At 37.1% G+C, this 25558-nt stretch carries 21 protein-coding genes; 15 read left to right on the forward strand and 6 right to left on the reverse strand.

Annotation, left to right across the window (positions count from 1 at the left end; all coding sequences use genetic code 11):
* Positions 1–543: 543 nt before the first annotated feature.
* Positions 544–1905, reverse strand: a complete 1362-nt coding sequence (nhaA, locus tag V5N67_RS03960) for a Na+/H+ antiporter NhaA (RefSeq protein WP_332060607.1) — start codon at positions 1903–1905, stop codon at positions 544–546.
* A 154-nt stretch (positions 1906–2059) separates the two neighbouring features.
* Entirely contained in the window at positions 2060–3742 is a 1683-nt protein-coding gene (locus tag V5N67_RS03965) for an aq_1923 C-terminal domain (protein WP_332060608.1), read from the reverse strand.
* A 367-nt stretch (positions 3743–4109) separates the two neighbouring features.
* Between V5N67_RS03965 and V5N67_RS03970 the strand changes: the two genes are divergently transcribed.
* The 8 genes from V5N67_RS03970 to V5N67_RS04005 all read left to right on the forward strand — a co-directional run bounded on the left by V5N67_RS03970 (position 4110) and on the right by V5N67_RS04005 (position 11714).
* Complete coding sequence (locus V5N67_RS03970; protein WP_332060609.1) at positions 4110–5882, forward strand: SLC13 family permease; 1773 nt, start codon at positions 4110–4112, stop codon at positions 5880–5882.
* Positions 5883–6269: 387 nt separating this feature from the next.
* Positions 6270–6941, forward strand: coding sequence for a tetratricopeptide repeat protein (locus tag V5N67_RS03975; protein ID WP_332060610.1), 672 nt, complete (start codon positions 6270–6272; stop codon positions 6939–6941).
* Between the two features lie 4 nt (positions 6942–6945).
* Entirely contained in the window at positions 6946–8373 is a 1428-nt protein-coding gene (gene der / locus V5N67_RS03980; RefSeq protein ID WP_332060611.1) for a ribosome biogenesis GTPase Der, read from the forward strand.
* A gap of 653 nt (positions 8374–9026) precedes the next feature.
* Positions 9027–9452 carry an AtpZ/AtpI family protein gene (locus V5N67_RS03985; protein ID WP_332060612.1) on the forward strand — a complete coding sequence of 142 codons (426 nt, stop codon included), beginning with the start codon at positions 9027–9029 and terminating at the stop codon, positions 9450–9452.
* Between the two features lie 7 nt (positions 9453–9459).
* Entirely contained in the window at positions 9460–10218 is a 759-nt protein-coding gene (locus V5N67_RS03990) for a F0F1 ATP synthase subunit A (RefSeq protein ID WP_332060613.1), read from the forward strand.
* A 55-nt stretch (positions 10219–10273) separates the two neighbouring features.
* Entirely contained in the window at positions 10274–10504 is a 231-nt protein-coding gene (locus V5N67_RS03995; protein WP_004855165.1) for a F0F1 ATP synthase subunit C, read from the forward strand.
* 137 nt (positions 10505–10641) lie between these two features.
* Positions 10642–11208 (forward strand): F0F1 ATP synthase subunit B, encoded by a 567-nt coding sequence (locus V5N67_RS04000; RefSeq protein WP_332060614.1) that lies wholly within the window; start codon positions 10642–10644, stop codon positions 11206–11208.
* An 11-nt stretch (positions 11209–11219) separates the two neighbouring features.
* The gene (locus V5N67_RS04005) at positions 11220–11714 is read left to right on the forward strand and encodes a F0F1 ATP synthase subunit B (RefSeq protein WP_332060615.1); all 495 of its coding nucleotides are present in this window, start codon (positions 11220–11222) and stop codon (positions 11712–11714) included.
* A gap of 271 nt (positions 11715–11985) precedes the next feature.
* Here V5N67_RS04005 and glyS read toward each other — a convergent pair whose 3' ends face one another.
* The 4 genes from glyS to V5N67_RS04025 all read right to left on the reverse strand — a co-directional run bounded on the left by glyS (position 11986) and on the right by V5N67_RS04025 (position 18054).
* Positions 11986–14208: a glycine--tRNA ligase subunit beta gene (gene glyS / locus V5N67_RS04010; RefSeq protein ID WP_332060616.1), complete on the reverse strand. Its 2223-nt coding sequence runs from the start codon at positions 14206–14208 to the stop codon at positions 11986–11988.
* Positions 14208–15152, reverse strand: coding sequence for a glycine--tRNA ligase subunit alpha (locus V5N67_RS04015; RefSeq protein ID WP_332060617.1), 945 nt, complete (start codon positions 15150–15152; stop codon positions 14208–14210). The genes glyS and V5N67_RS04015 overlap by 1 nt, the downstream gene beginning before the upstream one ends.
* 101 nt (positions 15153–15253) lie before the next feature.
* Positions 15254–16948 (reverse strand): tetratricopeptide repeat protein, encoded by a 1695-nt coding sequence (locus V5N67_RS04020; RefSeq protein ID WP_332060618.1) that lies wholly within the window; start codon positions 16946–16948, stop codon positions 15254–15256.
* Between the two features lie 89 nt (positions 16949–17037).
* On the reverse strand, positions 17038–18054 hold the full coding sequence (locus tag V5N67_RS04025; protein WP_332060619.1) for a polyprenyl synthetase family protein: 1017 nt from the start codon (positions 18052–18054) through the stop codon (positions 17038–17040).
* A gap of 257 nt (positions 18055–18311) precedes the next feature.
* Here V5N67_RS04025 and V5N67_RS04030 point away from each other — a divergent pair, with 257 nt between their 5' ends.
* The 7 genes from V5N67_RS04030 (at position 18312) to V5N67_RS04060 (ending at position 25321) form a co-directional block, all read left to right on the forward strand.
* A complete protein-coding gene (locus V5N67_RS04030; RefSeq protein WP_332060620.1) occupies positions 18312–19103 on the forward strand; it encodes a tRNA1(Val) (adenine(37)-N6)-methyltransferase in 792 nt (263 codons plus the stop codon).
* A gap of 197 nt (positions 19104–19300) precedes the next feature.
* Positions 19301–20152, forward strand: coding sequence for a S49 family peptidase (locus V5N67_RS04035; RefSeq protein ID WP_332060621.1), 852 nt, complete (start codon positions 19301–19303; stop codon positions 20150–20152).
* A gap of 262 nt (positions 20153–20414) precedes the next feature.
* Entirely contained in the window at positions 20415–21332 is a 918-nt protein-coding gene (locus V5N67_RS04040; RefSeq protein WP_332060622.1) for a 4-(cytidine 5'-diphospho)-2-C-methyl-D-erythritol kinase, read from the forward strand.
* Between the two features lie 270 nt (positions 21333–21602).
* The gene (rnhB, locus tag V5N67_RS04045) at positions 21603–22274 is read left to right on the forward strand and encodes a ribonuclease HII (RefSeq protein ID WP_332060623.1); all 672 of its coding nucleotides are present in this window, start codon (positions 21603–21605) and stop codon (positions 22272–22274) included.
* A complete protein-coding gene (locus V5N67_RS04050) occupies positions 22271–23233 on the forward strand; it encodes an L-threonylcarbamoyladenylate synthase (RefSeq protein ID WP_332060624.1) in 963 nt (320 codons plus the stop codon). The genes rnhB and V5N67_RS04050 overlap by 4 nt, the downstream gene beginning before the upstream one ends.
* A gap of 2 nt (positions 23234–23235) precedes the next feature.
* Positions 23236–24645: an FAD-binding oxidoreductase gene (locus V5N67_RS04055; RefSeq protein WP_332060625.1), complete on the forward strand. Its 1410-nt coding sequence runs from the start codon at positions 23236–23238 to the stop codon at positions 24643–24645.
* A 151-nt stretch (positions 24646–24796) separates the two neighbouring features.
* Positions 24797–25321 carry a DUF6101 family protein gene (locus tag V5N67_RS04060; RefSeq protein ID WP_332060626.1) on the forward strand — a complete coding sequence of 175 codons (525 nt, stop codon included), beginning with the start codon at positions 24797–24799 and terminating at the stop codon, positions 25319–25321.
* The last annotated feature ends 237 nt before the right edge of the window (positions 25322–25558 follow it).

A 25558-nucleotide genomic window follows, 5' to 3' on the forward strand; every position in this document is an offset into this window, starting at 1 on the left:
TTTATAGGATAAATAAGCAATTTAAAGAAAAGGACTATATGGAAATTTTTAAACTTAGAGAATACGTAAAAACTTTCTTTTTCTTAGTATATTGATTTAATAGAGAAGATAGATTTACGACGTTTTTGTTATGGAAAATGCAATTTGTATACTTATGGTAATAATGAAATTGAAACACTTGAAATAGTCAACCATGATTTTAGTAAAAATGTTTGTGAAGGGAAATTTATTTATTCATTTACTGATAAATTTAATACAAATTGATTATTTTTATCGATTAGTCATAATCTGAATGATGTAACCCAATAAAGATAAATTATTTCGCGTAAATTATGTATTATTATAACTTATCTTCTTCATAAAATTTATCAGGAAGTTGAATAATTTTAAAAAAGTGGTATCGCATCTTTTTGCTTATTTATTGATGAAGGAGCAATAGAGCATCCTTCATATTTTTTTATGCTATTATAATACAAGCGTAACACAATGGATAAGCTAAAACTGCTGTTTAGAATATGAGAGTGAAAGGTATTGTCATTTAGTTTATTGAGAACTGTGAGACACTTTTTTGCTGCGTTTGATGTAAATAATTCCATATCCAAGTCCAACGAGAGCGGATAAGCCAGATCCACAAAGTACACCAATTTTTGCAGAATCAAGCAGAACAATATCTTTAAAAGCAAGCATTGAAACGAATATAGACATTGTAAAGCCAATTCCCGCTAAAAATCCTATCAGCAATATACCTGTCCATGTTGTATGTGGAGGCAAGCGGCATAGTCCTGATTTTACTGCCAGATAGCTTGCCGTTATAATGCCAAGGGGCTTCCCCACAAATAAACCAATGACAATTCCAAGCACAATCAGGAATGATTTTTCTGAAGAAAGATCAAAATTTGCAAAGCTAACACCAGCGTTTGCAAAGGCAAAAATTGGCATCACACAATATGCGACCCATGGATGTAACGCTTTTTGAACACGTGTTACAGGTGCAATCATATCACGTTGTCCTCTACGCATTTTTTTTAATGCAGTTGAGATATGGTGCAAGTCTGTTTTTATATTTTTTTCTTGAAGAATTTTCATAGCATTGCTTAGTATTGTGAGTGGAGCTACAAGAGTACGGGTAGGAAAAACAGGAGTCATCATACCTAAAATTACACCAGCAAGTGATGGGTGAGCTCCTGTTACCATTAAACCCCACCAGATGATTGCACCAGGTAAAGTGTAAATCCATGCTGATGCAAGTCCAATCCATTGAAAAAACAACACCAAAGTAATACCTGCTGCCGCAATAGCTAAACCACTAAGATCAAAGCTTGTTGAGTAAAAGAAAGCAATAATAAGAACAGCAATAATATCATCAATAATTGCTAAGGATAAAAGAATGACATGCAGGTTGGAAGGAATCTTTTTTCCAAGAAGAGCAAGAATACCGAGAGCAAAGGCAATATCTGTGGCTGTTGGTACAGCCCAACCATAGGTATGTCCACCATTTAAATTGAAACTGAGATAGATAATTGCAGGGAGACAAACTCCACCTATCGCTGCAACAATTGGTAAAATTGCTTGTTTTAAATCAGCAAGAGCACCTTCGTGAATTTCGCGCCGAATTTCCATTCCCGCTACAAGAAAAAAAACAGTCATGAGAACATCATTGACCCAAAAATGTAAGTCCCATGAGAAGGTAAAATGACCAAAATTAAAACCAAGAGGTGTATGCCAAAAAGCCTCATAATCAGAAAAATATTGAGAATTAGCAAAAATGAGTGCGGCAGCTGCTGCCAGTAAAAGAATAATACCGCTGAAAGCTTCGATATGAAGAAAACCCTCAATGGCAGAGAGCGCTTGATTTGTGACACGAGAAGCACGATTTGGTAAACGATTTGAGGATAAATCAGACATCAACAACTCCAAGTATCGATAATTTTCTAGTATAGCTTTTGCGTAAATATCATATAGAACACTCCGATTATATCATACAAGAGAAGAAAATAAAAATGATGCTCTTAACAATGGATAAGAGCATCATTTTTAAAGTTGAGTACGTTTTTATAGGCTATAATGCAGTCTTGACAGTTACATTTACTTTGCTCAGAGCCGCTGATAGATCATTTTGTAAGATAGTTACGAAATCATTCACTGTAAGGCCTTTGTTATCTTTCGCTGTTACTTTAATCATCAATGTTTGCGGATTTTTAGCAAAATCACCAAATGACTTTGAAATATTTTCAGCGTCTTCATAATCTTTTAGCAATATTTTAATGCTTTGCATCGTCATCAGAGAAAAATGGTCATAGAGTTCCTTTTTGAGATCATGGTCACTGTCACTAAAATTTTGTGCAAGAGAAGAAAAAAACTTATCAATGAAGCCAGCATCTGTATAGCGCATGTCAATTTCAGTGATACCAATGTCTTGAGCAGCGGCATTTATTGCATCTTTTTGACCAGAAAAGATTTTTTTATCAAGATCAACAACTTTAGCAGATATTTTTCCAGAGCCAATATCTTTTATGTCGAGGGATATTGTATTGAGAAAAAGTGTACGCTTTTTTTCATCATAAGAGATGTCGATTTTTCCTGAAAAATTAACAGAATCAAAGTCCATATTATTGAAGATATTAAAGTCTTCTTTTTTTATTTTTTTAGGGACCAATGAAAAATTATCGAGAGAAACTAGCAATTGTTTTAGTATAGGCTGTTCCTCAGGCTGTTCCCATTGACTCACTTTATATTGGAGTGAATCGAATGTTGCCTTTATCTGTGGTGTATCAATGGCGGCTTTATCAAGTTGAATATTAGCTGAAATCATGAGGGGCAAGGCGTTTATAAGAATAGCGTTCCGTGCAGCTGCTTCAGCGACCTGATCATTTGCTTTTTTTGCGCTAAGATAATCTCTAGCTAATTTCTCAGGGGTTTGTTTAGGTAACTGCATTTCTAGAGCAGACATTTTAAATTTGCCAAGAGAGAGAGAGGAAGAGGGATTTTTTTCTGTTCCTTCAAAAATATTGACCATCATACCATTTGAAGAAATAGGCCCAATGAGAGTCTTTCCTTTATTGATGGTGTTATTTTTCCCCAAAGAATAGTAGAAGTCAATATCATGAATTTTTAGTGCGTCACTTTTGGCAACCAGACGCATCGATTTGCCATCCTTTACGGATGTCTCTACAAAATCCATGCTTTTTATGCCAACAGAACGAATATGACCATTTTTTAAGCCAGAAAGTTCAAAATCCTTTATTGCAAGATTTGTGGGTAATTTATGCTTATTTTCTATAGAAAACAATATATCTGGTGCGATAATAGACGCAAGGTCAATACGCATAATTGATTGCAAAAGAGAAGGTTTGATCGTGGTGTCTTTTTCTTTTAAAAATACACTATTAATAGAAATTTTGGGAATTCGTACATGAATATTATCTTGCTTCAGATCAACATTATAAAGTGTAAAGGTACCAGGAATAAAGGAAATTGGCGGACGAGCTGATACAGCACCAATTTTAAGTGACATGCCAGAAGGGGAAGAAGGTACAGTGACATTCGTCATGTTGACTTTGCCCATGATGCTGACTTCGGATGTCTCTGCTTTTATGGAGCGGCGAGCTATCTCTCGTTTTACAAAATTGTCAAGGTAGGGTTTTGCCATATAAAAACTACCGACAATTATGATTGCTAAAATAGCAGCAAGTCCAATAATATATGTTAGCCAGTATTTTAATCCGCTATTAAAATTGATCATTATTTTTTCTTTCGCTTTTATCACTATATGTGAAGGTGTAGATAAGTTCTTTTAAGCAACGAAAAAGGCTTAGATATATTATGCACCAGTTCAACAGTTATCAATTTATATTTTTTTGTAAGTAGAATAATTCTAAATTTCAATATGCTTTTACCAGTTGTCACCAATTTTCTTTGGTTTCAGCATTTTATAAAAAAGTTATCATACAGATAAATAAATATGTGATGGTCATGATTTTGTTTATGGTATTACATCATATTTACAACATATCCATTTCCGCTTTTATCTTGTCGCTTTTTATAGGAGCGGTTAAAAAATAACAAATATATTGTTTTTCATTGTAATCTAATGGGGAGAGGTGGATATTATGACAGAAGATCAAATAATGGCTTTTTCCATCATCGGTCTCATGATGGCTATTTTTATTTGGGATCGATTCCGTTATGATCTTATTGCTGTTTGCACGTTATTAATTTCTTGCGTCGTCGGCCTTGTTAGTCCAAAGGAGGCATTTAGCGGTTTTAGTAATGATATTGTTATTATTGTAGGTAGTGTGTTTGTTGTAAGTACGGCTGTATCACGCTCTGGTATAATGGAATTTATTATTCAACGGATATGGCCAGATGTAAAGTCAGTACGCCTTCAATTGGCTTTTTTAGTTATTACTGTGGTATTTTTGTCAATGTTTGTGAAAAACATTGGCGCGTTAGCTATTATGCTTCCAATTGCTTTTCAATTTGCTCGTCGTTCTCAGGTTTCACCTTCTGTATTTTTGATGCCAATGGCATTTAGTTCTTTGTTAGGTGGTCTTATGACGCAGATAGGAACTTCTCCCAATGTTGTTATTTCAGCTATGCAAGAGCGTTTAGCAGGGGCTCCTTTTACCATGTTTGACTTTACGCCAGTTGGCATAGTTGTTGCAAGTGTTGGTGTGTTATATTTGGTCTTTTTTTCTTGGCGCCTGCCTGTGCGTGTACGTTCAGGAACGTCATTTGATGATGCTATTGACATTCGTAACTATGTTTCAGAAGTGTGTATTCCAGCCAATTCACCGATTGTGGGAAAAACCATTATCGACCTCGTTAAGCCCTCAGGCGGCGATGTAATGGTGATTCAAATTATCAGAAACAAAGTATCTATTTCGCCACTGCCAGATTTTATTTTTTCTGAAAATGATATTGTTGTATTGGAAGGATCGCATACAGGGCTAGATAGTGTAATTAATTCTGCTCGTTTAGAGTTTTCTACTGGCCGCAATATTCCCACGGGAGATAAAGACAGTGACGTTGATATTATTGAGGCAGTTATCACACATAATTCACCTCTTATTGGTATTAGCGCGAGAAAATTTTTGTTATTTGATCGCTATGATGTGAATTTGCTTGCATTAAGTCGCCAGCATGAAAGGGTACGGGGAAGACTCGGTGATATTGATTTTCACCTTGGAGATGTTCTTGTTTTACAAGGACAGGATATGGTTATTCCAAATTTGTTAAGGGAATTGAAATGCTTACCCTTAGCGAAACGCAATATTATGTTTGGGAATTTACGACATGGCCTTGTATCTTTAGCTATTTTATTTATAGCAATTATTTTTACAGCCTTTCAGATTGTTCCAGTCGCATTTTCTTTCTTTTCTGCAGCAGCTGCAATGGTTATTTTTAGGGTTTTACCCGCACGTGATTTATATCAGGCATTAGATGGGCAAATATTAGTTTTATTAGCAGCCCTTATTCCAGTAAGTGAAGCATTAGAAAAGACTGGATGCACAGAACTTATAGGCCATTGGCTTAGCCAATTGGCAGTATTTTTGCCGCCATCTGGTGCATTAGCACTTATGTTGATTACAGCAATGTTGGTAACGCCATTTTTGAATAACGCAGCGACAGTAATGATGGTAGCACCAATCGCATCAAGTTTTGCGCATTCTCTTCATTATAAGCCAGAGGCTTTTTTGATGGCTGTTGCAATTGGTGCTGGATGTGAATTTCTTACACCGATTGGACATCAATGTAATATGCTTGTGATGGCACCAGGAGGATATCGTTTTAGTGATTATCCACGCTTGGGTGCTCCATTGGCTGTATTGATAGTCATTGTTGCGATTCCAATGCTAATGTGGATTTGGCCATTACAATAAGTATTTTCGTAACTTTAATGTGCATTGCAGCAAATATTAATCAAATGAAGGGACGCTAAAAAGATTTTATGTAAAAAGTTTTGCTAGAAGTTTGATTTGTTATTGAGTTTTTTTTATAGCTAAAGCAATTCTTTTATGCTGGGTAAAAGCGCTTATCTATTTAATTTCAAACATTTTTAAATTAAAAATATGTAAAAGCTAAGTTAACTGCAAGGCAATTATATCGTTTTTGATTGATGCCAGTTGAAAAAAATCAATTGATGTGGATACACGTTGGTTTTAAGCTAATGAACTGACGATTTTAGTATTTTTAGTTAGTGGGGACTACCATCTTTGCTCATTTATGCGTAAAAGCGCAAAAAATAAATTTTTTCCAAGGTATGATATATGTCGTATGATAATTTTATTTCTGAAGTTAATGCAGAGTTTCGTCAGGAAAAAGCTCTTGCTTTTTGGAGACGTTATGGTCTTTCGATTATTGTTGCAATCATTGTTTTTATATTAACGGTAGCTGTTTACCAGGTTTACCGCCATGAGCAAATGAAGAAAGCTGATCATATTAGTGATATGTTTATAAAAGGTCTTGGTTTTGCAGATACACGCCATTTTGATGAGGCTATGCAGCAGCTAGAGGATGTTAAGGCAACTAATTTTGGAGGATATCCTTTTCTTGCTCGTTTGCGTGAAGCTTCTTTATTGATGGAAAAAGGTGATGCTGTTAAAGCAGTGGAGGTTTTTGACTCTGTTGCTGTTGATGAAAAAGCGCCGCAAATTTTGCAAAAAATTGCAAGAATTCGGGCAGCTTATATTTTGGTTGATACAGGAACCTTTGATGATGTCAAAAAACGCGTCAAAGATATGGCAAATGATAATGACCCTATGCATATGTCTGCGAGAGAGGCTTTAGGCTTAGCTGCTTATAAAGCTGATAAGATGGATGAGGCAGTTTATTATTTTCGGGAGATTACTGAGGAAGGTGCTTTAGGGTTGAAAATAACAGATCGAGCATACATCATGCTTGAGCTTATTCAAGCTGAAGGCAAGGCAAGTAAGGAATAAATTGATGGATCTTACCATTGCTATAGTTGGTCGACCAAATGTTGGAAAGTCAACACTATTTAATCGTTTGGTGGGGCAAAAATTGGCTTTGGTTGATGATAAACCAGGTGTGACACGTGATCGGCGTGTTCATGCGGCTAAGCTTTACGATTTACGTTTTGATGTAATTGATACAGCTGGGCTGGAAGAAGCGGGGGATCATACACTTGAAGGTCGCATGCGTTCTCATACAAAAGCTGCCATTGATGAGGCTGATCTTATTTTATTCATGTTTGATGCAAAGAGTGGAATAACACCAAGCGATTTAAATTTTGCTTCATTGGTACGCAAGTCGGGTAAACCAATTGTTCTTGTTGCTAATAAATCTGAGTCAAAAGCGGCAACAGGGGGGGAGTATGAAGCATGGTCATTCGGTTTGGGAGAATCTTGTCCAATATCGGCTGAACATGGTTTAGGTCTTACGGATCTTCATGATGCCATTATAGATGCGATTGGTAAAGAGAGAGTTTTTGACAAGAAAAACGAAAAAAAGCATGTCGCTATGCAGATTGCATCTGTTGGTGATGAGGTAGATGATTTGGAGGAAGAGGGGGTTGTTTACGATGAAAGTAAGCCCATTCGAATCGCAATTGCTGGTCGCCCCAATACAGGAAAATCGACTCTCATCAATAGTATGTTAGGACAAGATCGTTTATTAACAGGGCCTGAGGCAGGGCTTACACGTGATTCTATTTCTGTAAATTGGGAATGGCATGGTCGTCATATTAAACTTTTTGATACTGCAGGCTTACGTCGAAAATCAAAAGTTCAAGAAAAATTAGAAAAACTATCTGTTGCAGATACTTTACGTGCAATTCGTTTTGCGGAGGTAGTGGTGATCGTTTTTGATGCGACCGCACCTTTTGAAAAACAGGATTTACAAATTTGTGATCTTGTGATTCGTGAAGGGCGAGTTCCTATTATTGCTTTCAATAAGTGGGATCTTGTTGAAAATCATCAAACAACATTAATTGATTTGCATGAAAAATGTACTCGCCTTCTTCCGCAAGTTCGTGGTTTAAGAGCTGTCCCTTTGTCAGGTCAATATGGTCGGGGGATTGATAAACTCATGGAAAATATCATGATGATGCACTGTGTATGGAATCGTCATATTTCTACGGGCAAATTGAACCGATGGCTTGAAACAGTTGTTGCGCATCATCCTCCTCCTGCAATTTCAGGACGCCGACTTAAGGTTAAATATATAGCACAAGTTAAGACACGTCCTCCTGGGTTTGTAATTTCTTGCTCGCGACCAAAGGTTATGCCTCAATCGTACGTGCGTTATCTTTCTAATGGGTTACGTGATCAGTTTGATATGCTAGGTATACCAATTCGTGTATCGTTACGAACATCTGACAATCCCTTTGCAGCACGTTCCAAGAAAAAGTGATTCCTTTTTCTTAAAAATTAATAGAATTTGCAGTTAAAAACTTATTTTTAAAGAATGTCTTTCATGAGTTATTGAGTTTTTAAATTAAAGATTGTTAAGGAACTCAACAGATAACGGTGCTTGTATAAATAAGATGGCAGAAACCATTTTTTATTGCATAAATAGACTATCTTAAATTGTAAAAAATAAAGATAACTGGCAGGGAAGAAGTGCTGGTTGTTTGCGTGAAATAAAAAACGGTAAAGCTATCAATTCTTAGGAGCAGAGAGGAGGAAAAAATTTTCCATAGTCGCATAGATAATAGGTAGTATATTGATCATATTGAATGTAAAGAATCATTAATGCCATTTTTTATTTATTCACAATGTATGATAGTTGGTCTCTTTCAATAGGTATTGACTCAATATAGTGATAAAGCTGTGGCATAGGAATGATATGATTTTTTGAGGTGAAGTTATAGCGCGCTATTTGCGGATTAAAGTGATCCTTTAGAGTGCGTTAATACGAAAATTAATAAAATTTAAATGCATATTTTATGCGATAAATTGTGATAGATTTCTTTTGGCGACTTGACGAATAAACTCGGTAACAATATGTTATATGCGGTTTTGTAAGATACATTTTGGCTTTGCTTTTTGATTAGGGAGTCGATTATGGCGAAGGGCGATGAACCCGTTGTGCCGCAAAAGGAAGCTGAGGGAAAAAGGCAAGGAGATTGTTTTCATTCAGAGGATTTGGAATGCCGTAGTCAGAATTTAGGTTTAGCTTTGATGCGTAAAGAAGCGTTAAAGAAGCGAGGATTTAAGAATGAGGGGGAAAAGCCACAAGAAGGGATAGCGCGCGCTATTAAGCTTTCCAGTGAATTTTTGGCAAGTGTTATTGTTGGTGTGGTGTTAGGGTTAGGGTTTGACAAGCTAGCGGGTTCATTGCCATGGGGGTTGGTATTTTTTCTTTTTCTTGGATTTGCTGCTGGTGTATTAAGTATTCTTCGGTCTGTGGGCTACATTGCCTCCGGCCAATTAGGGCAAAGAGGCGCATTGCGCCAAGATAAAGGGGCCGAGAAGAGGTCCAATAAATGAGGTTGAAGTGACATCGCACGCTCCAGATCCTGTTCATCAGTTTGAGGTTTCACGGTTAGTTAATATTTCTATAGGAAATATGGATTTATCGTTTACAAACGTATCATTTTTTATAGTAGCTACTGTCGTTGTAACTTCAGTCTTTCTTTTCTTTTCATCATCAAGTCGTGGGTTAGTTCCAACGCGAATGCAGTCCATTTCAGAAATGGCTTATGAGTTTGTAGCATCAACTTTGCGGGAATCGTCTGGTGTGCAGGGGATGCAGTTTTTTCCTTTGGTTTTTTCTCTGTTTACTTTTATTTTGGTTGCTAATTTTATTGGTCTTTTCCCTTATTTTTATACGATTACTTCTCAAATTATGATCACTTTTTCATTGGCGATGTTGGTGATTTTGACGGTGATTTTCTACGGTTTTTATAAGCATGGGTGTAGTTTTTTGAAACTGTTCGTTCCCAGTGGTGTGCCTGTTGTAATTTTGCCTTTGGTTACGATGATTGAGGTTATTTCTTTCTTTTCTCGTCCTATAAGTCTTTCGCTTCGTCTCTTTGCTAATATGCTTGCTGGTCATATTACCCTCAAAGTATTTTCTGGTTTTATTGTATCAATGATTGGAGTAGGAATCGTAGGCGTTGGCGGTTCAATTTTGCCGCTTATCATGACTGTAGCGATTACTGCTCTTGAATTTTTGGTTGCATTTCTTCAAGCGTACGTCTTTACGGTTTTAACTTGTATGTATCTCAATGATGCGGTTCATCCAGGACATTAATATAAACTGGTAGTTTCCCGTCAAACAGTGCAATTTCACTTCAAAGGAGAATAATATGGAATTAGTGCTCGCAGCAAAATATATTGGCGCTGGTCTTGCTTGCTTTGGTATGGCTGGGACAGCTTTGGGTCTTGGAAATATTTTTGGTAGCTACCTTTCTGGCGCGTTACGAAATCCATCTGCAGCAGATAGTCAGTTTGGCCGTCTAGTTTTTGGTTTTGCTGTGACGGAAGCTTTGGGGATTTTTTCATTGCTCGTTGCTTTGTTACTTCTTTTTGCGGTTTAATCAACTTTCAAAGGGGTATGTCTGTTTTTTAGATGAAAGGCGGTCGTACCCTTTATCTCTTAATGAAAAAGACGTTAATAAGTTATTATCGGTTTTGAATAGAGAATCTTAATAAGTGGTTTGAAGGATAAAATAGGATGCTTGTTTCCAGCGCTTATGCACAGACTACTGAAACATCGGTAGAACATATCAAGAATGCAACGGAGCATGTGAATCGGGTGTTTCCGCCGTTTGATTTTGTGCACTTTGGTTCACATTTTTTTTGGTTAGTGATTTCTTTTGGGCTTTTTTATCTTTTTATCTCTCGTGTAATTGTACCGCGTATCGGTGGTGTTATTGAAACACGTCGAGATCGAATAGCATCTGATTTGGATCAAGCAGTACGCATGAAGCAGGAAGCGGATACCGTAGTTGAAACTTATGAGCGAAAATTAGCTGAGGCTCGTTTACAAGCTCATGCTATAGCGCAGGCAGCTGGTGAAAAGATAAAAGAAAAGTCTGAGCTTGAGCGAAAAGAAATTGAAGAAAATTTAGAAAAAAAGCTAAAAGAGGCTGAAAAACAGATAGAAAAAATTCGGAATAAAGCTATGCAGAATGTTGGCTCAATTGCTGAAGAATTGACCTTTGAGATTGTAAAAAAATTGATTAATGTTGATGTCAATAAAGATTCTGTTAATTCAGCTGTGAAAGCTACAAATCATTAAGGATTACAAAAATGACTGATACTTTTTGGGCTTTTGTTGGGTTAGTTCTTTTTCTGATTCTTTTATTTTATTTTAAGGTTCCAGAAAAAATTATAAATCATCTTGATGCACGGGCAAAGCGTATTAAGGATGAGCTCGATGAGGCTCTGCGTCTTCGTGAAGAAGCACAAGAAATTTTAGCAGAATATCAGCGCAAACATGCAGAAGCGGAGAAGGATGCACAAGAAATTATTGCTGCGGCTAAGCATGAAGTTGAATCTGTAGTCGCTGAGGCACGTGTAAAAGCGGAGGAGTATGTAAAGAATCGCAATAAGCTAGCAGAACAAAAAATTGCTCAAGCAGAGGCTGATGCGATACGTATGGTTTCTTCATCTGCTATTGATTTAGCAATTTCCGCTGCACGTACACTTATTACGAAGGAATTAGATGCTGATAGAGCTGATAAACTCATTAAAGAGTCATTTTCTGAAGAGTCTCTTACAAAAATGAAAGCATATCTTAATTAATGGCTTTGTAAGTGAAAAGATCTAAGCTTCAGGAGCTGAATTTTTTTCAAGATTCTAGCGATTTTCTGATTTTTAGCTGTTTTCACTTTTATATTTGATTATTATCTCAATATTTTGATTAGTTTATTTATATTTTTTACGCTACAGCTCTACAATTTCTTGAAATTATCTGGAGCAGTATTAGGGTTATTCTAAGATATTTAATGACAAAAATTCTAAAAAATAACAGAGCTTTACCTTTATTATTTTTTAAGTTGATAAAAATTAGATTTTAGATTGCCAGTTTCGAGAAGTCTGCAACTGTTTGTGTAATGGCGCGCACACGCTTAAGAAGAGCAAGGCGGTTAGTGCGAACATGAGAATTTTTATCATTTACCAATACTTTTTCAAAAAATGTGTCAATAACTTTCCCAAGTGGCACTAGCGCATTGAGTGCAAGTGATAGACTTGCTGTATTAATGTGGTGATGGACTTTGGTTTCTACCTCAATCATTGCGTGATAAAGCTGCTTTTCCTCTGTTTCAACAAAGAGTTCTGGATTAATTTCGTGCACTATTGGTGCACTTTTTGGAAGTTCATTCTCAAGAATGTTTACAGTACGTTTTATTGCGGCTAAAAGGCTGTTCCCATCATCTGTATTGATAAAAGCAATAAGTGCCGTGATGTGACGTGTAATCAATGAAAAATCATCAGCATCTTTATGTAAGATTGCTTCAATAGCATCATAACGAATGCCTTCCTCTTTTAGATAGATTTTGAGACGTTCATGAAGAAAGAACAACAGATCTGATAAAATATATTCTGTTTTTTCTAGAGGTATATTCTGTAATTGTTCAGCTTTTATAGGGGATATTTTATGTTTAATATTTTGTTGTAAAAAAAGATTCATTGCCAAATCAAAGAGTGGCATAAAATTAAATTTCCAGTTATGCAAAAGCACAATCTTAATAATTCCTAATGCTGCTCGTCTTAACGCGTATGGATCTTTTGAACTGGTTGGTTTTTCATTAATAAGCCAAAAGCCAACGAGCATATCAATTTTATCAGCTAGTGCAATTGTTACAGCAATAGGTGCTTGCGGAATATGATCTTTAGGTCCTTGAGGTTTATAATGGTCTTCGATTGCTTCAGCTACGCGTGGGTCTTCTCCTTGAAGGAGTGCATATTTTCTTCCCATCAGTCCTTGTAACTCAGGGAATTCTCCAACAACTTCTGTTTGCAAATCGGCTTTTGCAAGTACTGCTGCACGTTTAGCTAATAGAGGATCTTCTTGCACTAAAGGTGCAATTTTTTGTGCTAATATAGCGATTCGTTCTACTCTTGCACCTTGTGTGCCTAATTTTGCGTGGAAGGTCACATTTAAATGATCAAGCCGTGCCATTCTCTGATCGAGAGGCTTATTTAAATCAAGATCAAACTTTTTAACAGAGGCTTCTAACTGCTTGATATCAGGTAGATTATGCTGGTCTGTTTGCCAAAAATATAGCGCATCAGAAAGACGGGCACATACAACTTTGCTATTTCCCTTAGAAATTTCCTTTCCTTCATCATTTGCAAGAATATTAGAGACAAGAATAAAATGATGAGAAAGTTTACTTTGTTCACCTTGTTTACGGGTTACAAAACATTTTTGATTAGCTCGAATAGTCAAGCGAATAATTTCTGCAGGAATATCAAGGAAAGATTTGTCAAAACTTCCCATAAGTACCACAGGCCACTCAACAAGTCCTGCGATTTCTTCCAGCAAAGCGCTATCTTGAACAAGTTCTAAGCCATTCGCAAAGCAAAGATTTTGAGCATCTGCCAAAATGATATTTTTTCGCCTTTCTGCATCCAAAATAACTTTATGCGCTTCAAGTTGTGTGACATAGTCATCAAAACGGCGAACTTGGATAGGTTTTTCATCACTTAAGAAACGATGACCATAAGTGAGATTATTGCTTTTAAGAGAGCCAATCGTAAATGGAACAACATGCGTTTCACCAATTTCTGGACCGAAGATACAAAGAATGTTTTGTAAAGAGCGAATCCACTTCAGTGCGCCACTTTTTTCTGAATCTTTGCCCCAGCGCATAGATTTCGGCCATGGAAAATTACGAATAATATCTGGTAAAATAGCAGCAATAATTTCTTCTGCACTTCGACCTTTTTTAATGATTTTAGCGATATAAAAATCACCTTTTTTACTGTCATGTGCAATATGTGCTTCAGAAATATCGCTCAGTCCTGTTGCGCGTAGGAAGCCATCAATCACATGTTGTGGTGATTTTGTACTGGGACCTTTACGTTCTTCATGGATATCTTTTGAACGTATAGAAACATCCCGTACATCTAATGTTAGCCGACGGGGTGTCCAATATTCGCGAGCGGCTTTATAGGTTAAGCCTGCATTGACAAGTTGATCCGCAACACATTTTTTGAGGTCAGCAGCAGCTTTTCGTTGCATGCGAGCAGGGATCTCTTCGCTGAAAAGTTCAAGAAGGAGATCAGACATTAGGCTTCTCCGTTTGTGTGTATTTTACCAGCTTCAGTGAGTAAAAAAGCTTCTCCGCAGCGGCGTGCAAGATCACGAACACGAAGAATATAACTTTGTCTTTCGGTTACAGAAATAACGCCACGTGCTTGTAAAAGATTAAAGATATGGCTCGCTTTAATACATTGGTCATAAGCTGGAAAAACACAAAGATGTGAGTCATTTTTTTTCTTTGGTTTTCCAGCCTCAAGGAGTGCGATACATTCGCATTCTGCATCGATAAAATGTTGGTGCAGTAATTCGGTATTAGCAAATTCGAAATTATAATATGAATATTCTTGCTCTGCTTGTAAAAAAATATCTCCATAACTTATTCTATTTTCTCCATCTAAACCATTAAAGTTAAGGTCATAGACGTTATCAACACCCTGAATATACATTGCTAAACGCTCAAGCCCGTAGGTAAGTTCTCCTGAAACTGGAGCGCATTCAATGCCACAAACCTGTTGAAAATAAGTGAATTGAGAGATTTCCATTCCATCACACCAGCATTCCCATCCAAGTCCCCAAGCTCCAAGTGTTGGACTTTCCCAATCATCTTCAACAAAGCGAATATCATGAAGTTTTGTATCAAGACCAATGGCTTGTAATGATTTTATATAAAGATCTTGTAGGTGGTGGGGAGAAGGTTTAAGGAGTACTTGGAATTGATAATAGTGCTGTAAACGATTCGGATTTTTTCCATATCTGCCGTCTGCTGGGCGCCGAGAAGGCTGGGCATAAGCTACTTTCCAAGGGCGTGGTCCCAGTGAGCGCAATGTTGTGGCTGGGTGAAAAGTTCCAGCTCCAATTTCCATGTCATAAGGTTGCAGAATTGCGCACCCATAATGAGCCCAATAATTTTGTAAAGTTAAAATCAGTCCCTGAAAAGAACGTATAGGATTAAGATATTCAGGCAATTTCACGCTTTATACTCTTTAATGTTGTCACAATAGACAGCGCCTCAAGGAACTTCAACCTTAATTACTGTCTATTGTTTCATATGGTTATGGTCAAGCATCGTTATTTATTGCAAGCCAAATTTCAACTTTTCTTTAATTTCCTTGGAATTTTCTGGTTCCCCATCTATCGCATGATTCCACTGAAATATTGCTTCACGCCTGCGTCCAACTTTCCAATAGGCATCACCTAAGTGATCATTCAATGTTGGATCTTCAGGTTGCAACTTAACAGCCGTCTCCAATATTTGGACAGCTTGGTTATATTGCTTAAGCTTATAATAAGCCCACCCTAAAGAATCTAAGATATGACTATTTTGAGATTGTAATGTAGAAGCTTTTTGCAACATACGAAGTGATTCCTCAAGTTTTTGATTACGGTCAATGAGAGAATAGCCTAAGTAATTAAGAACTTGCGGTTGATCAGGGAAAAATTCAAGCGCTTTTCGCAAGTCAACTTCGGCTTTTGGCCATTGCTGTAAACGTTCGAATGCAATACCACGCTGATAAAAAAGTTTCCAATCGTCTTTTTGAAAATTTTTTATCCGTGCAATGGCACCATCCATAACTTTGACAGCTTCGGCAAATTTATGTTCCTGCATATAAATAGCGGCTAACATTATTAAAATATGACGATCATTAGGGAATTTTTTCTTTAATGAGGTGAGTAATTTGATAGATTCATTGTAATTGTTATTGTTTGCAAGAATAAGTGCAAGTCGTAACTGTCCAGATTTATAATAAGAGGAACTAGGTGATAAAGCGCGGTAAAGTTTAGTTGCTTGATTGAGATCGTTCAGTCTGGCAGAAGTATTTGCTAATTGGAAGAGTGCTGCGTCATTTTGAGGATACAAGGCTAAAGATAATTGTTTAAAAATACGTGCAATTCGTCCAGAGCTCTTGTGGTTGAGAGATGTTCCAAAGTTATACAATACTTCACCTGCTCCTTGTTGAGGTGTTTTAATGAGCTGTTCTAAGATAGCACCTTTTTCAACTTTTTCTCGGATGTTTTTGAGTGTTTCTCGGCTTGGCAACATTTGTTCGCCATGCTTGAGGGTTTGAATAGCTTGGTTATGCATTTTATGACGCAATTGGAATGAGGTATAGGCTATAATGACGCGTTCATAAGTATTCGGAGCTATAAGAGGACCTTGTTGATTGTTAAGCGCTTGAGTGAAATATTTTTTTGCTTTTTGCGTATGTCCTGCTAAGTCGCTCATGAGTGCAAGGTGATAACATATAAAAAAATCATACCAAGCTGGTCTTTGGACTTTTTCAAAATAAGCGATTGCTTGAGATTGACGCCCAGATCCAAATGTGGCCCAAGCGCCGATTAATTCAGGTATGGGATTATTGATAGTAGGAGGTTCCTTTAATTGTAAAACAAGTGCAGCATTTTTATAGTCTTTTTTGATGAGGTTTTCTATCGACAATGTCAAAGTAACAAAGGGAGTTATAATATTTTGTTTTTTCAGTTTTTGGGCTTGTTTAACAGCTTCTTTAAAGGTACCAGCAGATAGCATTACTTCTAAGATCTCTGTTTGTGTTTCAATGTTATCAGGTTGATAAGCAAGTGCTTGTTTAAAATAATCGATGGCAAGATCTGTTTTGTTTTCATGGTTTGCAACCCTTCCAGCCAGATAAGCGCCTGTAAATGAGTTTGTACTGATAGCTGTATCAATTTTACTATATAGAGGGGACGGTATCAGTATGGTACCCGCGGTAAAGAGAATAAAAAAGCGGGATATTTTTACGCTGCGCATAGAGATCATCCTTCTTAATCAACCAACTGTACGGTTTATAAATCATATTCAGCAACTTTATTGAAAAATTTTGTGATTCCTACCAAGAATCAATTTACACGTGCAATACAAAATTCAATAGTTTCGATTAGAGCATTATAAGCGGGGCTTTCGTTCATTGAAGCAAGAGAATTGGTTGCACGCTTTCCATAAATGCGTGCTTGCTCTATTGTATCTGTAAGACTGTCATATTTTTCTATTAACTGTTGTGCGTATGTGAAAGCTTCATCATTATTGTTTCCGTCTTCAAGAGCCTGTTTCCAAAATGTTTTTTCCTCGGTAGTGCCTCGTGCATAGGCAAGGATAACAGGCATAGTAATTTTGCCTTCTCGGAAATCATCGCCTATATTTTTTCCAAGATGTTTGGCAGCGCCACCATAGTCAAGTGCATCGTCAATTAATTGGAAAGCTAACCCTAAAAATGTTCCATATTCACGCAATGCAAAACGCTCTTTATGTCCATAGTCAGCAATAATTGGTCCAACTTCAGCGGCAGCTGAAAAAAGTGCAGCCGTTTTTGCATTGATGATTTTGAGGTAATCTGCAGTACTAGTTTCTACATTTTTTGTAGCAGAAAGTTGCATGACTTCTCCTTCAGCGATAATTGCTGCAGCGTTGGCTAAGACGGAGAGTGCTTCTATGGAACCAACATCAACCATCATTTTAAAAGCTTGTCCCAATAAAAAATCACCAACAAGTATGCTTGCTTGATTTCCCCAAATCATTCGTGCAGTAGATTTTCCGCGTCGTAAATTACTTTCATCGATTACATCATCATGTAATAAGGTTGCTGTATGCATAAACTCAACTGCTGTTGCGAGTTTTATATGGCTATCATTGTGATAATTAAACATATGGGCAGAAGCTAATGTGATCATTGGACGCAACCGCTTTCCACCTGATGAAATAAGGTGGTTTGAAATTTCAGGAATCATTGCAACATCTGATTTTGCCATAGAGAGGATGAATTGATTTACGCGTTCCATATCATCTTTGGTAAGATTGATGAGGGATTGGAGAGAAGCATTATTGTTGTTTATTTGGTTTTGTTTTGTGGCTGCACTCAATGTGTTTACTCCTAGAGGATTGTAACAAACATATACGAATTTTATTTTCATTCATAGCATAAAGAGGGGATTGCTTTGACTCAAGCTTTGATATCACTTTGAAGCGTAAGCCTTAAATGATATTTGTGAGGAATATTTTTTTTGTACTTTAGGTAATGTTGCCTTTATGAAATTATGAAAAACTTAAAATAGTTTCTTTTGGATAATTGGTTGACAGATAGAAATACAAATTATGAATATGAATACTGGGATTTTAAATGAATAAAACAACAAATCATAGTGATGAAACAATAGATGGATTTCATCGTGGAAAGTTTTATTTAGTCCAGCCACGTTCGCGTGGTCACCGTTCTGGTATGGATGCTATGTTATTAGCTGGTTTGGTTCCCAATAATTTTAAAGGTAAGGTTGTTGATTTAGGTGCTGGTGCTGGTGCTGCAGGATTGGCAGTAGCTTCACGCTGTTTGGAGGCTCATGTTACATTAGTTGAGCGGTCAGCTTTTATGGCATCTTACGCTCAAAAAACGCTTATGCTTAAACAAAATGAGAAATTTGCTGACCGAATTTGCTTATTGAAAGCAGATGTGACATATAGAGGGAAGGCTCGTTTAGAGGCAGGTTTAGCAGATAATAGTTTTGATTTTGCAATTATGAATCCGCCTTTTAATAATCCTGAGGATCGTAAAACTCCTGATGAGCAGAGGCTTGAGGCACATGTTATGCCTGAAGCGATGTTTGATAATTGGTTTCGAAGTGCAGCTGCAATTGTTAAACCAAGTGGATATCTTGGGTTAATTGCGCGACCGCAGTCACTGACTGATATATTGCGTGCTTTGGAGGGGCGCTTTGGTAATATTTGCATAATTCCTATTCATGCGCGCGTTGTAACAGCCGCAATTCGGGTTTTGTTTTATGCAAAACGAGGAAGCCGTGCAGCTTTATCTATGTTGCCGCCGCTGGTTATACATGATGAGGGTGATGGTCACGCTTTTTCACCAAGAGTTGACGCAATTAATAATGGACGTACAAGTTTGTGGGAACTTTTTTAATGATATTTTACGTTTTCCAATTTATGATTTAAACTTAGATAAAAATCTTTCATTTTTTTAAGGAGATTTTAATTTTGGATGGATTTGGACTTGGATTTGTGATTTTTACTTTTATTGGCACTTTTGTGTACAGTTATGCTCTTCCTTTTTTGTGTCCTTGCCTATTTGGTCTTATCTAATTATAAGGAAATTTTGTTTTGATTGATGCTATCAAAAATCTTATTCCACATTGCTTTTATTCTAGTAAACTTGAAATTCCTGTAGTGCGCCTTCATGGGGCGATTATGAATTCAACTTCAATGGTAAATCGTACGCTTTCGTTAAGCAGGTGTGCGAATCTTTTAGATAAGGCTTTTGCTTACAAAAAAGCACCAGCTGTTGCTATTATTGTTAATTCTCCTGGTGGATCACCTGTACAGTCACGTCTTATTTTCAAGCGTATCCGTGATCTAGCAGAGGAAAAAGATAAACGGGTTCTCGTGTTTATTGAAGATATAGCCGCATCAGGTGGTTATATGATTGCTTGTGCTGGGGATGAAATTTTTGCTGATCCTTCTTCAATTGTTGGTTCTATTGGAGTTGTTTCAGCTTCCTTTGGTTTTCCTGAGCTTTTGAAAAAAATTGGCGTAGAACGTCGTGTATATACAGCAGGAAAAAATAAAGTTGTATTAGATCCATTTCAGCCAGAAAAGAAGATGGGGATTGAGCATTTGAAATCTCTACAGCTTGAAATTCACCAAATTTTTATCGATTTGGTTAAGGAGCGACGTGCAGAAAAGCTATCAAATGATCCAGATATTTTTACAGGAATGTTTTGGAGTGGAAAGAAAAGCGTTGAACTTGGTCTGATTGATGGATTAAATGATGTGCGTTCTGTTATTAAAGAGCGGTTTGGACATGATACGAAACTTCGATTGATTATTCCTCCAAAGAGTTTTTTAGGATCTAAGGTTCCTTCAGGGGTTACTGCTGATGCGGTTCATACAGCGGTTGATAGTGCATTAATGGTAGCACAAGAGCGGGTGCTTTGGCAGCGTTATGGTTTGTAGTAAAGTTGAGATAATTCGATATATGATGCTGAATTTAGTTGATAATTTTACTTAAAAACAACGATAGAAGGGTAAAGATCTGAAATGATGGGAATGATTGTATCGAATTTGATTTGCATGGATAATTTTCTACACTTGCTGTTTATTTAGAAAGCAATTGCGGAAAGTATCGCAGCATGTTTGTTTGTGCAAAAGCTTACTCCCATGTACATATAAGAGACATATTGGTAAAAGATTCTTGCACTGGTGAATGTTACGTTAAATGATATCAAATGTAGAAGCTTCGTTTAAAGGGTGTTCTTATATATTTACACCCATTAAGTTGAATTTAGCTTTACATGTTGTGGGTCAACGCGCTGATGGTTATCATTTAATAGAGAGTCTGGTTTATTTTAGTTTAAACGGTGACTGTTTGGGCTACACACCTTGTGAGAGTAACCGCTTTGTTCTGGCAGGCTCTTTTGCTGACGGGCTTGTTTCAGATACAAATAACTTAGTTGTTCGCGCACATGATTTTATGTGTAAGACATTCCCTAAACGTGCTAAACCTGCTTTTTTTCGACTTGTTAAAATGTTGCCAGTTGCTTCGGGGGTTGGTGGAGGTTCAGGCAATGCTGCTGGTGTTTTAAGCATATTACGCCAGCAATGGAGTCTTGATTGTTCTTGTGAAGAATTAGCGGAAATGAGTTTAGTGCTTGGTGCTGATGTGCCGATGTGCCTTTTTGCATTAGAATATCGACAGCCGCTTTTTGTGAAAGGAATTGGGCAAAATGTAACACGGCTACAAGAGGCTTGTTCTCTTGCAATGGTATTGGTTAATCATGGACAACGCATTGCAACGAAAGCTGTTTTTAATATCTTGGAAGAGCGTAATCATGCTCCCTTAAAAATTGATCCACTGGCTTTAAAGACGGTTTATTCATTGGTTGAAGTTTTACAAGAAACGCGTAATGATCTTTTTGTGCCTGCATTAAAAATTGCACCTCGATTATCTGAAGTTTTATATACATTAGATAAGAGTGGCTCTCTTTTTTCTCGTATGTCTGGGAGTGGTGCGACTTGTTTTGGTATTTTTAAAGATAAGCACGCAGCGCAGCAGGCAGCGCTTTTTATCAAATCAATGCATCCAAACTGGTTTGTTAAACCTATTATTGCTTTAGGAACACTTGACGGTAGATAATATAAATTAAGGGACTTTTCTTAAATCAATGATGAATCTCTGTATACAGCAGTTTGGTAATTTATATGATTTTTGTTTTTCAGACTTATGTAATGACATATAGAAGATATGATGAGTAATGTTAAAGAAACTGGATGTCTATTAAATTTCATGTATTGAATTTTTTCTCTTTGTGTTTGCATAGGGGAGCGTAATGGTTTGTTGGATGAGTTATTTTTTCTGTAGGGATTGCAGAAAATAGACAGTGGTGCAAAAATAGATAAAAAATATATGTCTCATCACATCGATAATGTATCAAGCATGTTTAATTTACCGCTTAAGCCAAACTTTTCGTGCGAATTGGATTTGCAGGAACAGGGGTTCTTTCATATAGCTGGTGTTGATGAAGTTGGACGTGGTCCTCTTGCAGGACCCGTAGTAACAGCGGCAGTTATTTTGGATAAAGACCATATCCCAGAAGGGTTAAATGATTCAAAAAAACTTTCTGCCAAACGACGCAATAAGCTTTATTATGAGATTTTGCAAAGTGCATTAGCCGTTTCGGTTGCTAGTCTTTGTGCTTGTACGATCGACCAGTCTAATATTAGAAAAGCAACTTTAGAAGCAATGTGTCGCTGTATTAGAGGATTAGCAGTGCCAGCTCACTACGCATTGATTGATGGACGTGACATTCCCTTCCAGCTATCCTGTCCAGCAATGAGTTTGATTAAGGGCGATCAGCGTTCAGTTTCAATTGCAGCAGCATCCATTATTGCTAAAGTAACGCGTGATCGGATGATGGAGTGCGCTGGGCAAGTTTATAAAGAGTATGGTTTAGAGAAACATGTAGGTTATGCAACGCTAGCACATCGTACAGCTCTTGATAAATATGGACCAGTTATGGGATTACACCGTTATAGTTTTGCACCACTCAAAGAGCGCTACAGGGATGATATATTATGACGATTCTGCCTATCAATAGTGCTTCAATAAAGGAGGCAGTTGCACTTCTTAAACAAGGAAAGTTAGTGGCACTGCCGACAGAAACCGTTTACGGATTGGCTGGCGATGCGACAAATGGTAAAGCAATAGCTTCTATTTTTTTAACGAAAAAGAGACCAAAATTTAATCCTCTTATTGCGCATGTAAGCAGCATTGTTATGGCGGAATACTACGTTGAAATTGATTTTCTTTCACGTCGGTTAATGGAAGCGTTTTGGCCAGGTCCTTTAACATTAGTCTTACCTTTAAAGATACATCATAATATCCATCCTCTAACCACTGCTGGTCTTAATACATTGGCTGTTCGTTTTCCAGATAGCAGTTTTGCGAAAATTGTAGAATGCTTTGGTCGTCCTCTAGCTGCGCCTAGTGCAAATCAATCAGGATGCCTTAGTCCGACTTCAGCTGAAGCTGTTTTAGCATCTTTAGGAATTTCTATTCCTTTAATTATTGATGGAGGAGCTTCTAAAATAGGGCTTGAATCAACAATTATTAAAGTTTGTAATGACAATATTTATCTCTTGCGTCCTGGAGGGCTCACAGCTGAAGCAATTGAAGAAGTAGCAGGAAAATCACTGAAACGGATGGATCAACAGGTAGCAATTGAGGCACCAGGTATGTTAAAGTCGCATTATGCACCCAATACTGCAGTTCGTTTGAATGCACAAAAGGTAGAGCGTGGTGAAGCGCTTTTAGCATTTGGTCCCAGACGTATTATGGGTGTTGAAAATGCCGTTTCTGTTTTAAATCTTAGTGAAAGTGGAAAATTGGAAGAAGCTGCCTCTCATCTATTTCAATATATGAAGCAGTTGGATTCATTCAATCTGAAATGTATTGCAGTAGAACCTATTCCATCATACGGATTGGGAGAGGCTATTAATGATCGTTTAATACGTGCTGCGGCTCCAAGGGAAAAATGAAGATGGAGCAAAGTTTGATTGAAAAATTTAGAGAAATTGTTGGTGCTGCACACGCTATAACAGATCAAGCATTAATTGCACCATATTTGCTTGAAGAGCGAGGACTTTTTCATGGAAAAACACCGTTGCTCTTACGTCCATCTTCCACAGTGGAAATATCATCAATTATGCAATTGGCTAGCCAAACACGCACTCCAATTGTGCCTCAAGGTGGAAATACAGGTCTCGTGGGGGGGCAACAGCCAAATGAAGATGGATGCGACGTTATTTTATCCATGGAACGATTGAATAAGATTAGATCTGTTAATCTTGAGGGCAACTTTGCTGTGGTAGAAGCCGGTGTTATTTTACAGACTCTACAAGAAAAAGTGAATGAATTGGGTCGTTTTTTTCCTCTCTCGTTAGGATCAGAAGGTTCTTGTCAGATAGGGGGGAATCTTTCATCTAACGCTGGAGGGACAGCTGTGTTAGCTTATGGCAATATGCGTGAGCTTTGTCTTGGTTTAGAAGTCGTTTTGCCAGATGGTCGTATTTTAGATGATTTGCGTTTTGTAAAGAAAGATAACAGTGGTTATGATTTGAAAAATCTTTTTATTGGTGCGGAGGGTACTCTAGGCATTATAACTGCAGCAGTTTTAAAAATTTTTCCAAAAATCAAAGGGAAAGCCGTTGCCTTTGTGGGTTTGCAAACTCCAGTGAAGGCTCTTGAGTTTTTATCTCTTGCTCAATGCCGTGGGGGAGGGATGTTAACTGGTTTTGAGCTTATGGGAAAACTCAGCTTGCAAATGGCTCTAAGCTATAACACGTGTGAGAGGTCTCCTTTTGAACATGAGCATGAATGGTATGTATTGATTAATATTTCGTCATTGCAAGATGATAATGAGGCATTATCAGTGCTAAGTGCTATTTTGGAAGAATCTTTACAGTGTGCTGTAATAGAGGATGCGGTTGTTGCGCAATCGTTAAGGCAGCAAGATTTTTTTTGGAAATTGCGTGAAAGTATGTCATATGCACAAAAATTAGCAGGGGGATCTATTAAGCACGACATTGCAGTGCCTATTGCTTGTATTCCTGACTTTATTGCTGAGGCAGCTCTTATTGTTGAAGATATTGCTCCAAATGCGCGGGTAGTTTGTTTTGGTCACATGGGTGATGGAAATTTACATTACAACGTTACACAGCCCATTGGAGGTGATACTGCGGAGTTTTTACAATTATGGTCACAAATGAATCGTCGCATTCATGATTTAGTGATGTGCTATCAGGGTACATTTTCTGCGGAGCATGGAATTGGTCAACTTAAGCGTGAAGAGTTACGCACTTTCAAATCACCTGTTGCGTTGGATATTATGCAGGGGATTAAGAAAATGCTTGACCCTTTAGGGATTATGAATCCTAAAAAAATATTATAATTTAAGAACAGTCAATTTTGTCATGTGTTTTTGTTTAGGTTTCAATAACCAAAAAATAAACCAGTTGTTTTTTACGCAATCTTTTAATAATCCAATGGAAAAAAGCTGTTAAAAGGTATTATGTTGTTAAGATCAAATTGGGATACTGTATATGGCTAATCAATGCTTTAATCAGGAAAAGGCGGGGCTTGATTTTCGGTTAGATCCGTGTCATTTGCCACAAACGATAACATATTTTTCATCAAAAACAGGAAATCAAATAATTTGCTCATTAAATGAGTATGGTGTTTTTTTTAAAACAGATATTCCTTCAAGTTTATCGCATTTAGTGCCAGCTTATCATTTCAAAGGGATTGCTGCGCGTGCAGTGCAAACTCCTTCAGGAGAAAGAGCAGTTGCATTGGAGCTGCTTCATGTAGATGAAGAAGCTTGCATTCGACTTTTAGTTTCTAGAAATTTGAATAGTGTTCTTCTAGATTGGCGGTTATGGGCAGATACTTATGGTCTCCCTATGCTTATGATTAATGAAGATAATAGTGTCATGGTTGTCAAAGATCGTTCTGATTTACGTCAATTTTTTTGTACGATACCGCATTCTAAACAAAAGCGCTTTTTGCTTCGTCATGATAATTCTTTAGGCTTGCGCTTAGTGATCGCCAATCAGATTGTGATATAGCAATATAATTGTATTAATTTTTTTGCATCTTTTTATTGATTGTGATTAAAATTTTATTCGGTATAAATGAAAAAATTGCAGCTCATTACTCATTAATTACTCATTATGTGTGCGAGGGCAATGATAATCATGACGTTTGTCTTTAAATTTAGTCAGCAAAAAGTGCTTTGCAATAAGTGATAAGCAAGTGAATCGTGGACAAATAAAGCAATAGACGATCACATAATAGAACTTTGC

The organism is Bartonella rhinolophi (genome assembly GCF_036576165.1).
Lineage (GTDB): Bacteria > Pseudomonadota > Alphaproteobacteria > Rhizobiales > Rhizobiaceae > Bartonella.

Bases quoted from the DNA above. Each gene is read 5' to 3' on its own strand.
- nhaA (WP_332060607.1), bottom strand. From the start codon at position 1,905: ATGTCTGATTTATCCTCAAATCGTTTACCAAATCGTGCTTCTCGTGTC.
- V5N67_RS03965 (WP_332060608.1), bottom strand. From the start codon at position 3,742: ATGATCAATTTTAATAGCGGATTAAAATACTGGCTAACATATATTATT.
- V5N67_RS03970 (WP_332060609.1), top strand. From the start codon at position 4,110: ATGACAGAAGATCAAATAATGGCTTTTTCCATCATCGGTCTCATGATG.
- V5N67_RS03975 (WP_332060610.1), top strand. From the start codon at position 6,270: ATGTCGTATGATAATTTTATTTCTGAAGTTAATGCAGAGTTTCGTCAG.
- der (WP_332060611.1), top strand. From the start codon at position 6,946: ATGGATCTTACCATTGCTATAGTTGGTCGACCAAATGTTGGAAAGTCA.
- V5N67_RS03985 (WP_332060612.1), top strand. From the start codon at position 9,027: ATGGCGAAGGGCGATGAACCCGTTGTGCCGCAAAAGGAAGCTGAGGGA.
- V5N67_RS03995 (WP_004855165.1), top strand. From the start codon at position 10,274: ATGGAATTAGTGCTCGCAGCAAAATATATTGGCGCTGGTCTTGCTTGC.
- V5N67_RS04000 (WP_332060614.1), top strand. From the start codon at position 10,642: ATGCTTGTTTCCAGCGCTTATGCACAGACTACTGAAACATCGGTAGAA.
- V5N67_RS04005 (WP_332060615.1), top strand. From the start codon at position 11,220: ATGACTGATACTTTTTGGGCTTTTGTTGGGTTAGTTCTTTTTCTGATT.
- glyS (WP_332060616.1), bottom strand. From the start codon at position 14,208: ATGTCTGATCTCCTTCTTGAACTTTTCAGCGAAGAGATCCCTGCTCGC.
- V5N67_RS04020 (WP_332060618.1), bottom strand. From the start codon at position 16,948: ATGCGCAGCGTAAAAATATCCCGCTTTTTTATTCTCTTTACCGCGGGT.
- V5N67_RS04030 (WP_332060620.1), top strand. From the start codon at position 18,312: ATGAATAAAACAACAAATCATAGTGATGAAACAATAGATGGATTTCAT.
- V5N67_RS04040 (WP_332060622.1), top strand. From the start codon at position 20,415: ATGATATCAAATGTAGAAGCTTCGTTTAAAGGGTGTTCTTATATATTT.
- rnhB (WP_332060623.1), top strand. From the start codon at position 21,603: ATGTCTCATCACATCGATAATGTATCAAGCATGTTTAATTTACCGCTT.
- V5N67_RS04050 (WP_332060624.1), top strand. From the start codon at position 22,271: ATGACGATTCTGCCTATCAATAGTGCTTCAATAAAGGAGGCAGTTGCA.
- V5N67_RS04055 (WP_332060625.1), top strand. From the start codon at position 23,236: ATGGAGCAAAGTTTGATTGAAAAATTTAGAGAAATTGTTGGTGCTGCA.
- V5N67_RS04060 (WP_332060626.1), top strand. From the start codon at position 24,797: ATGGCTAATCAATGCTTTAATCAGGAAAAGGCGGGGCTTGATTTTCGG.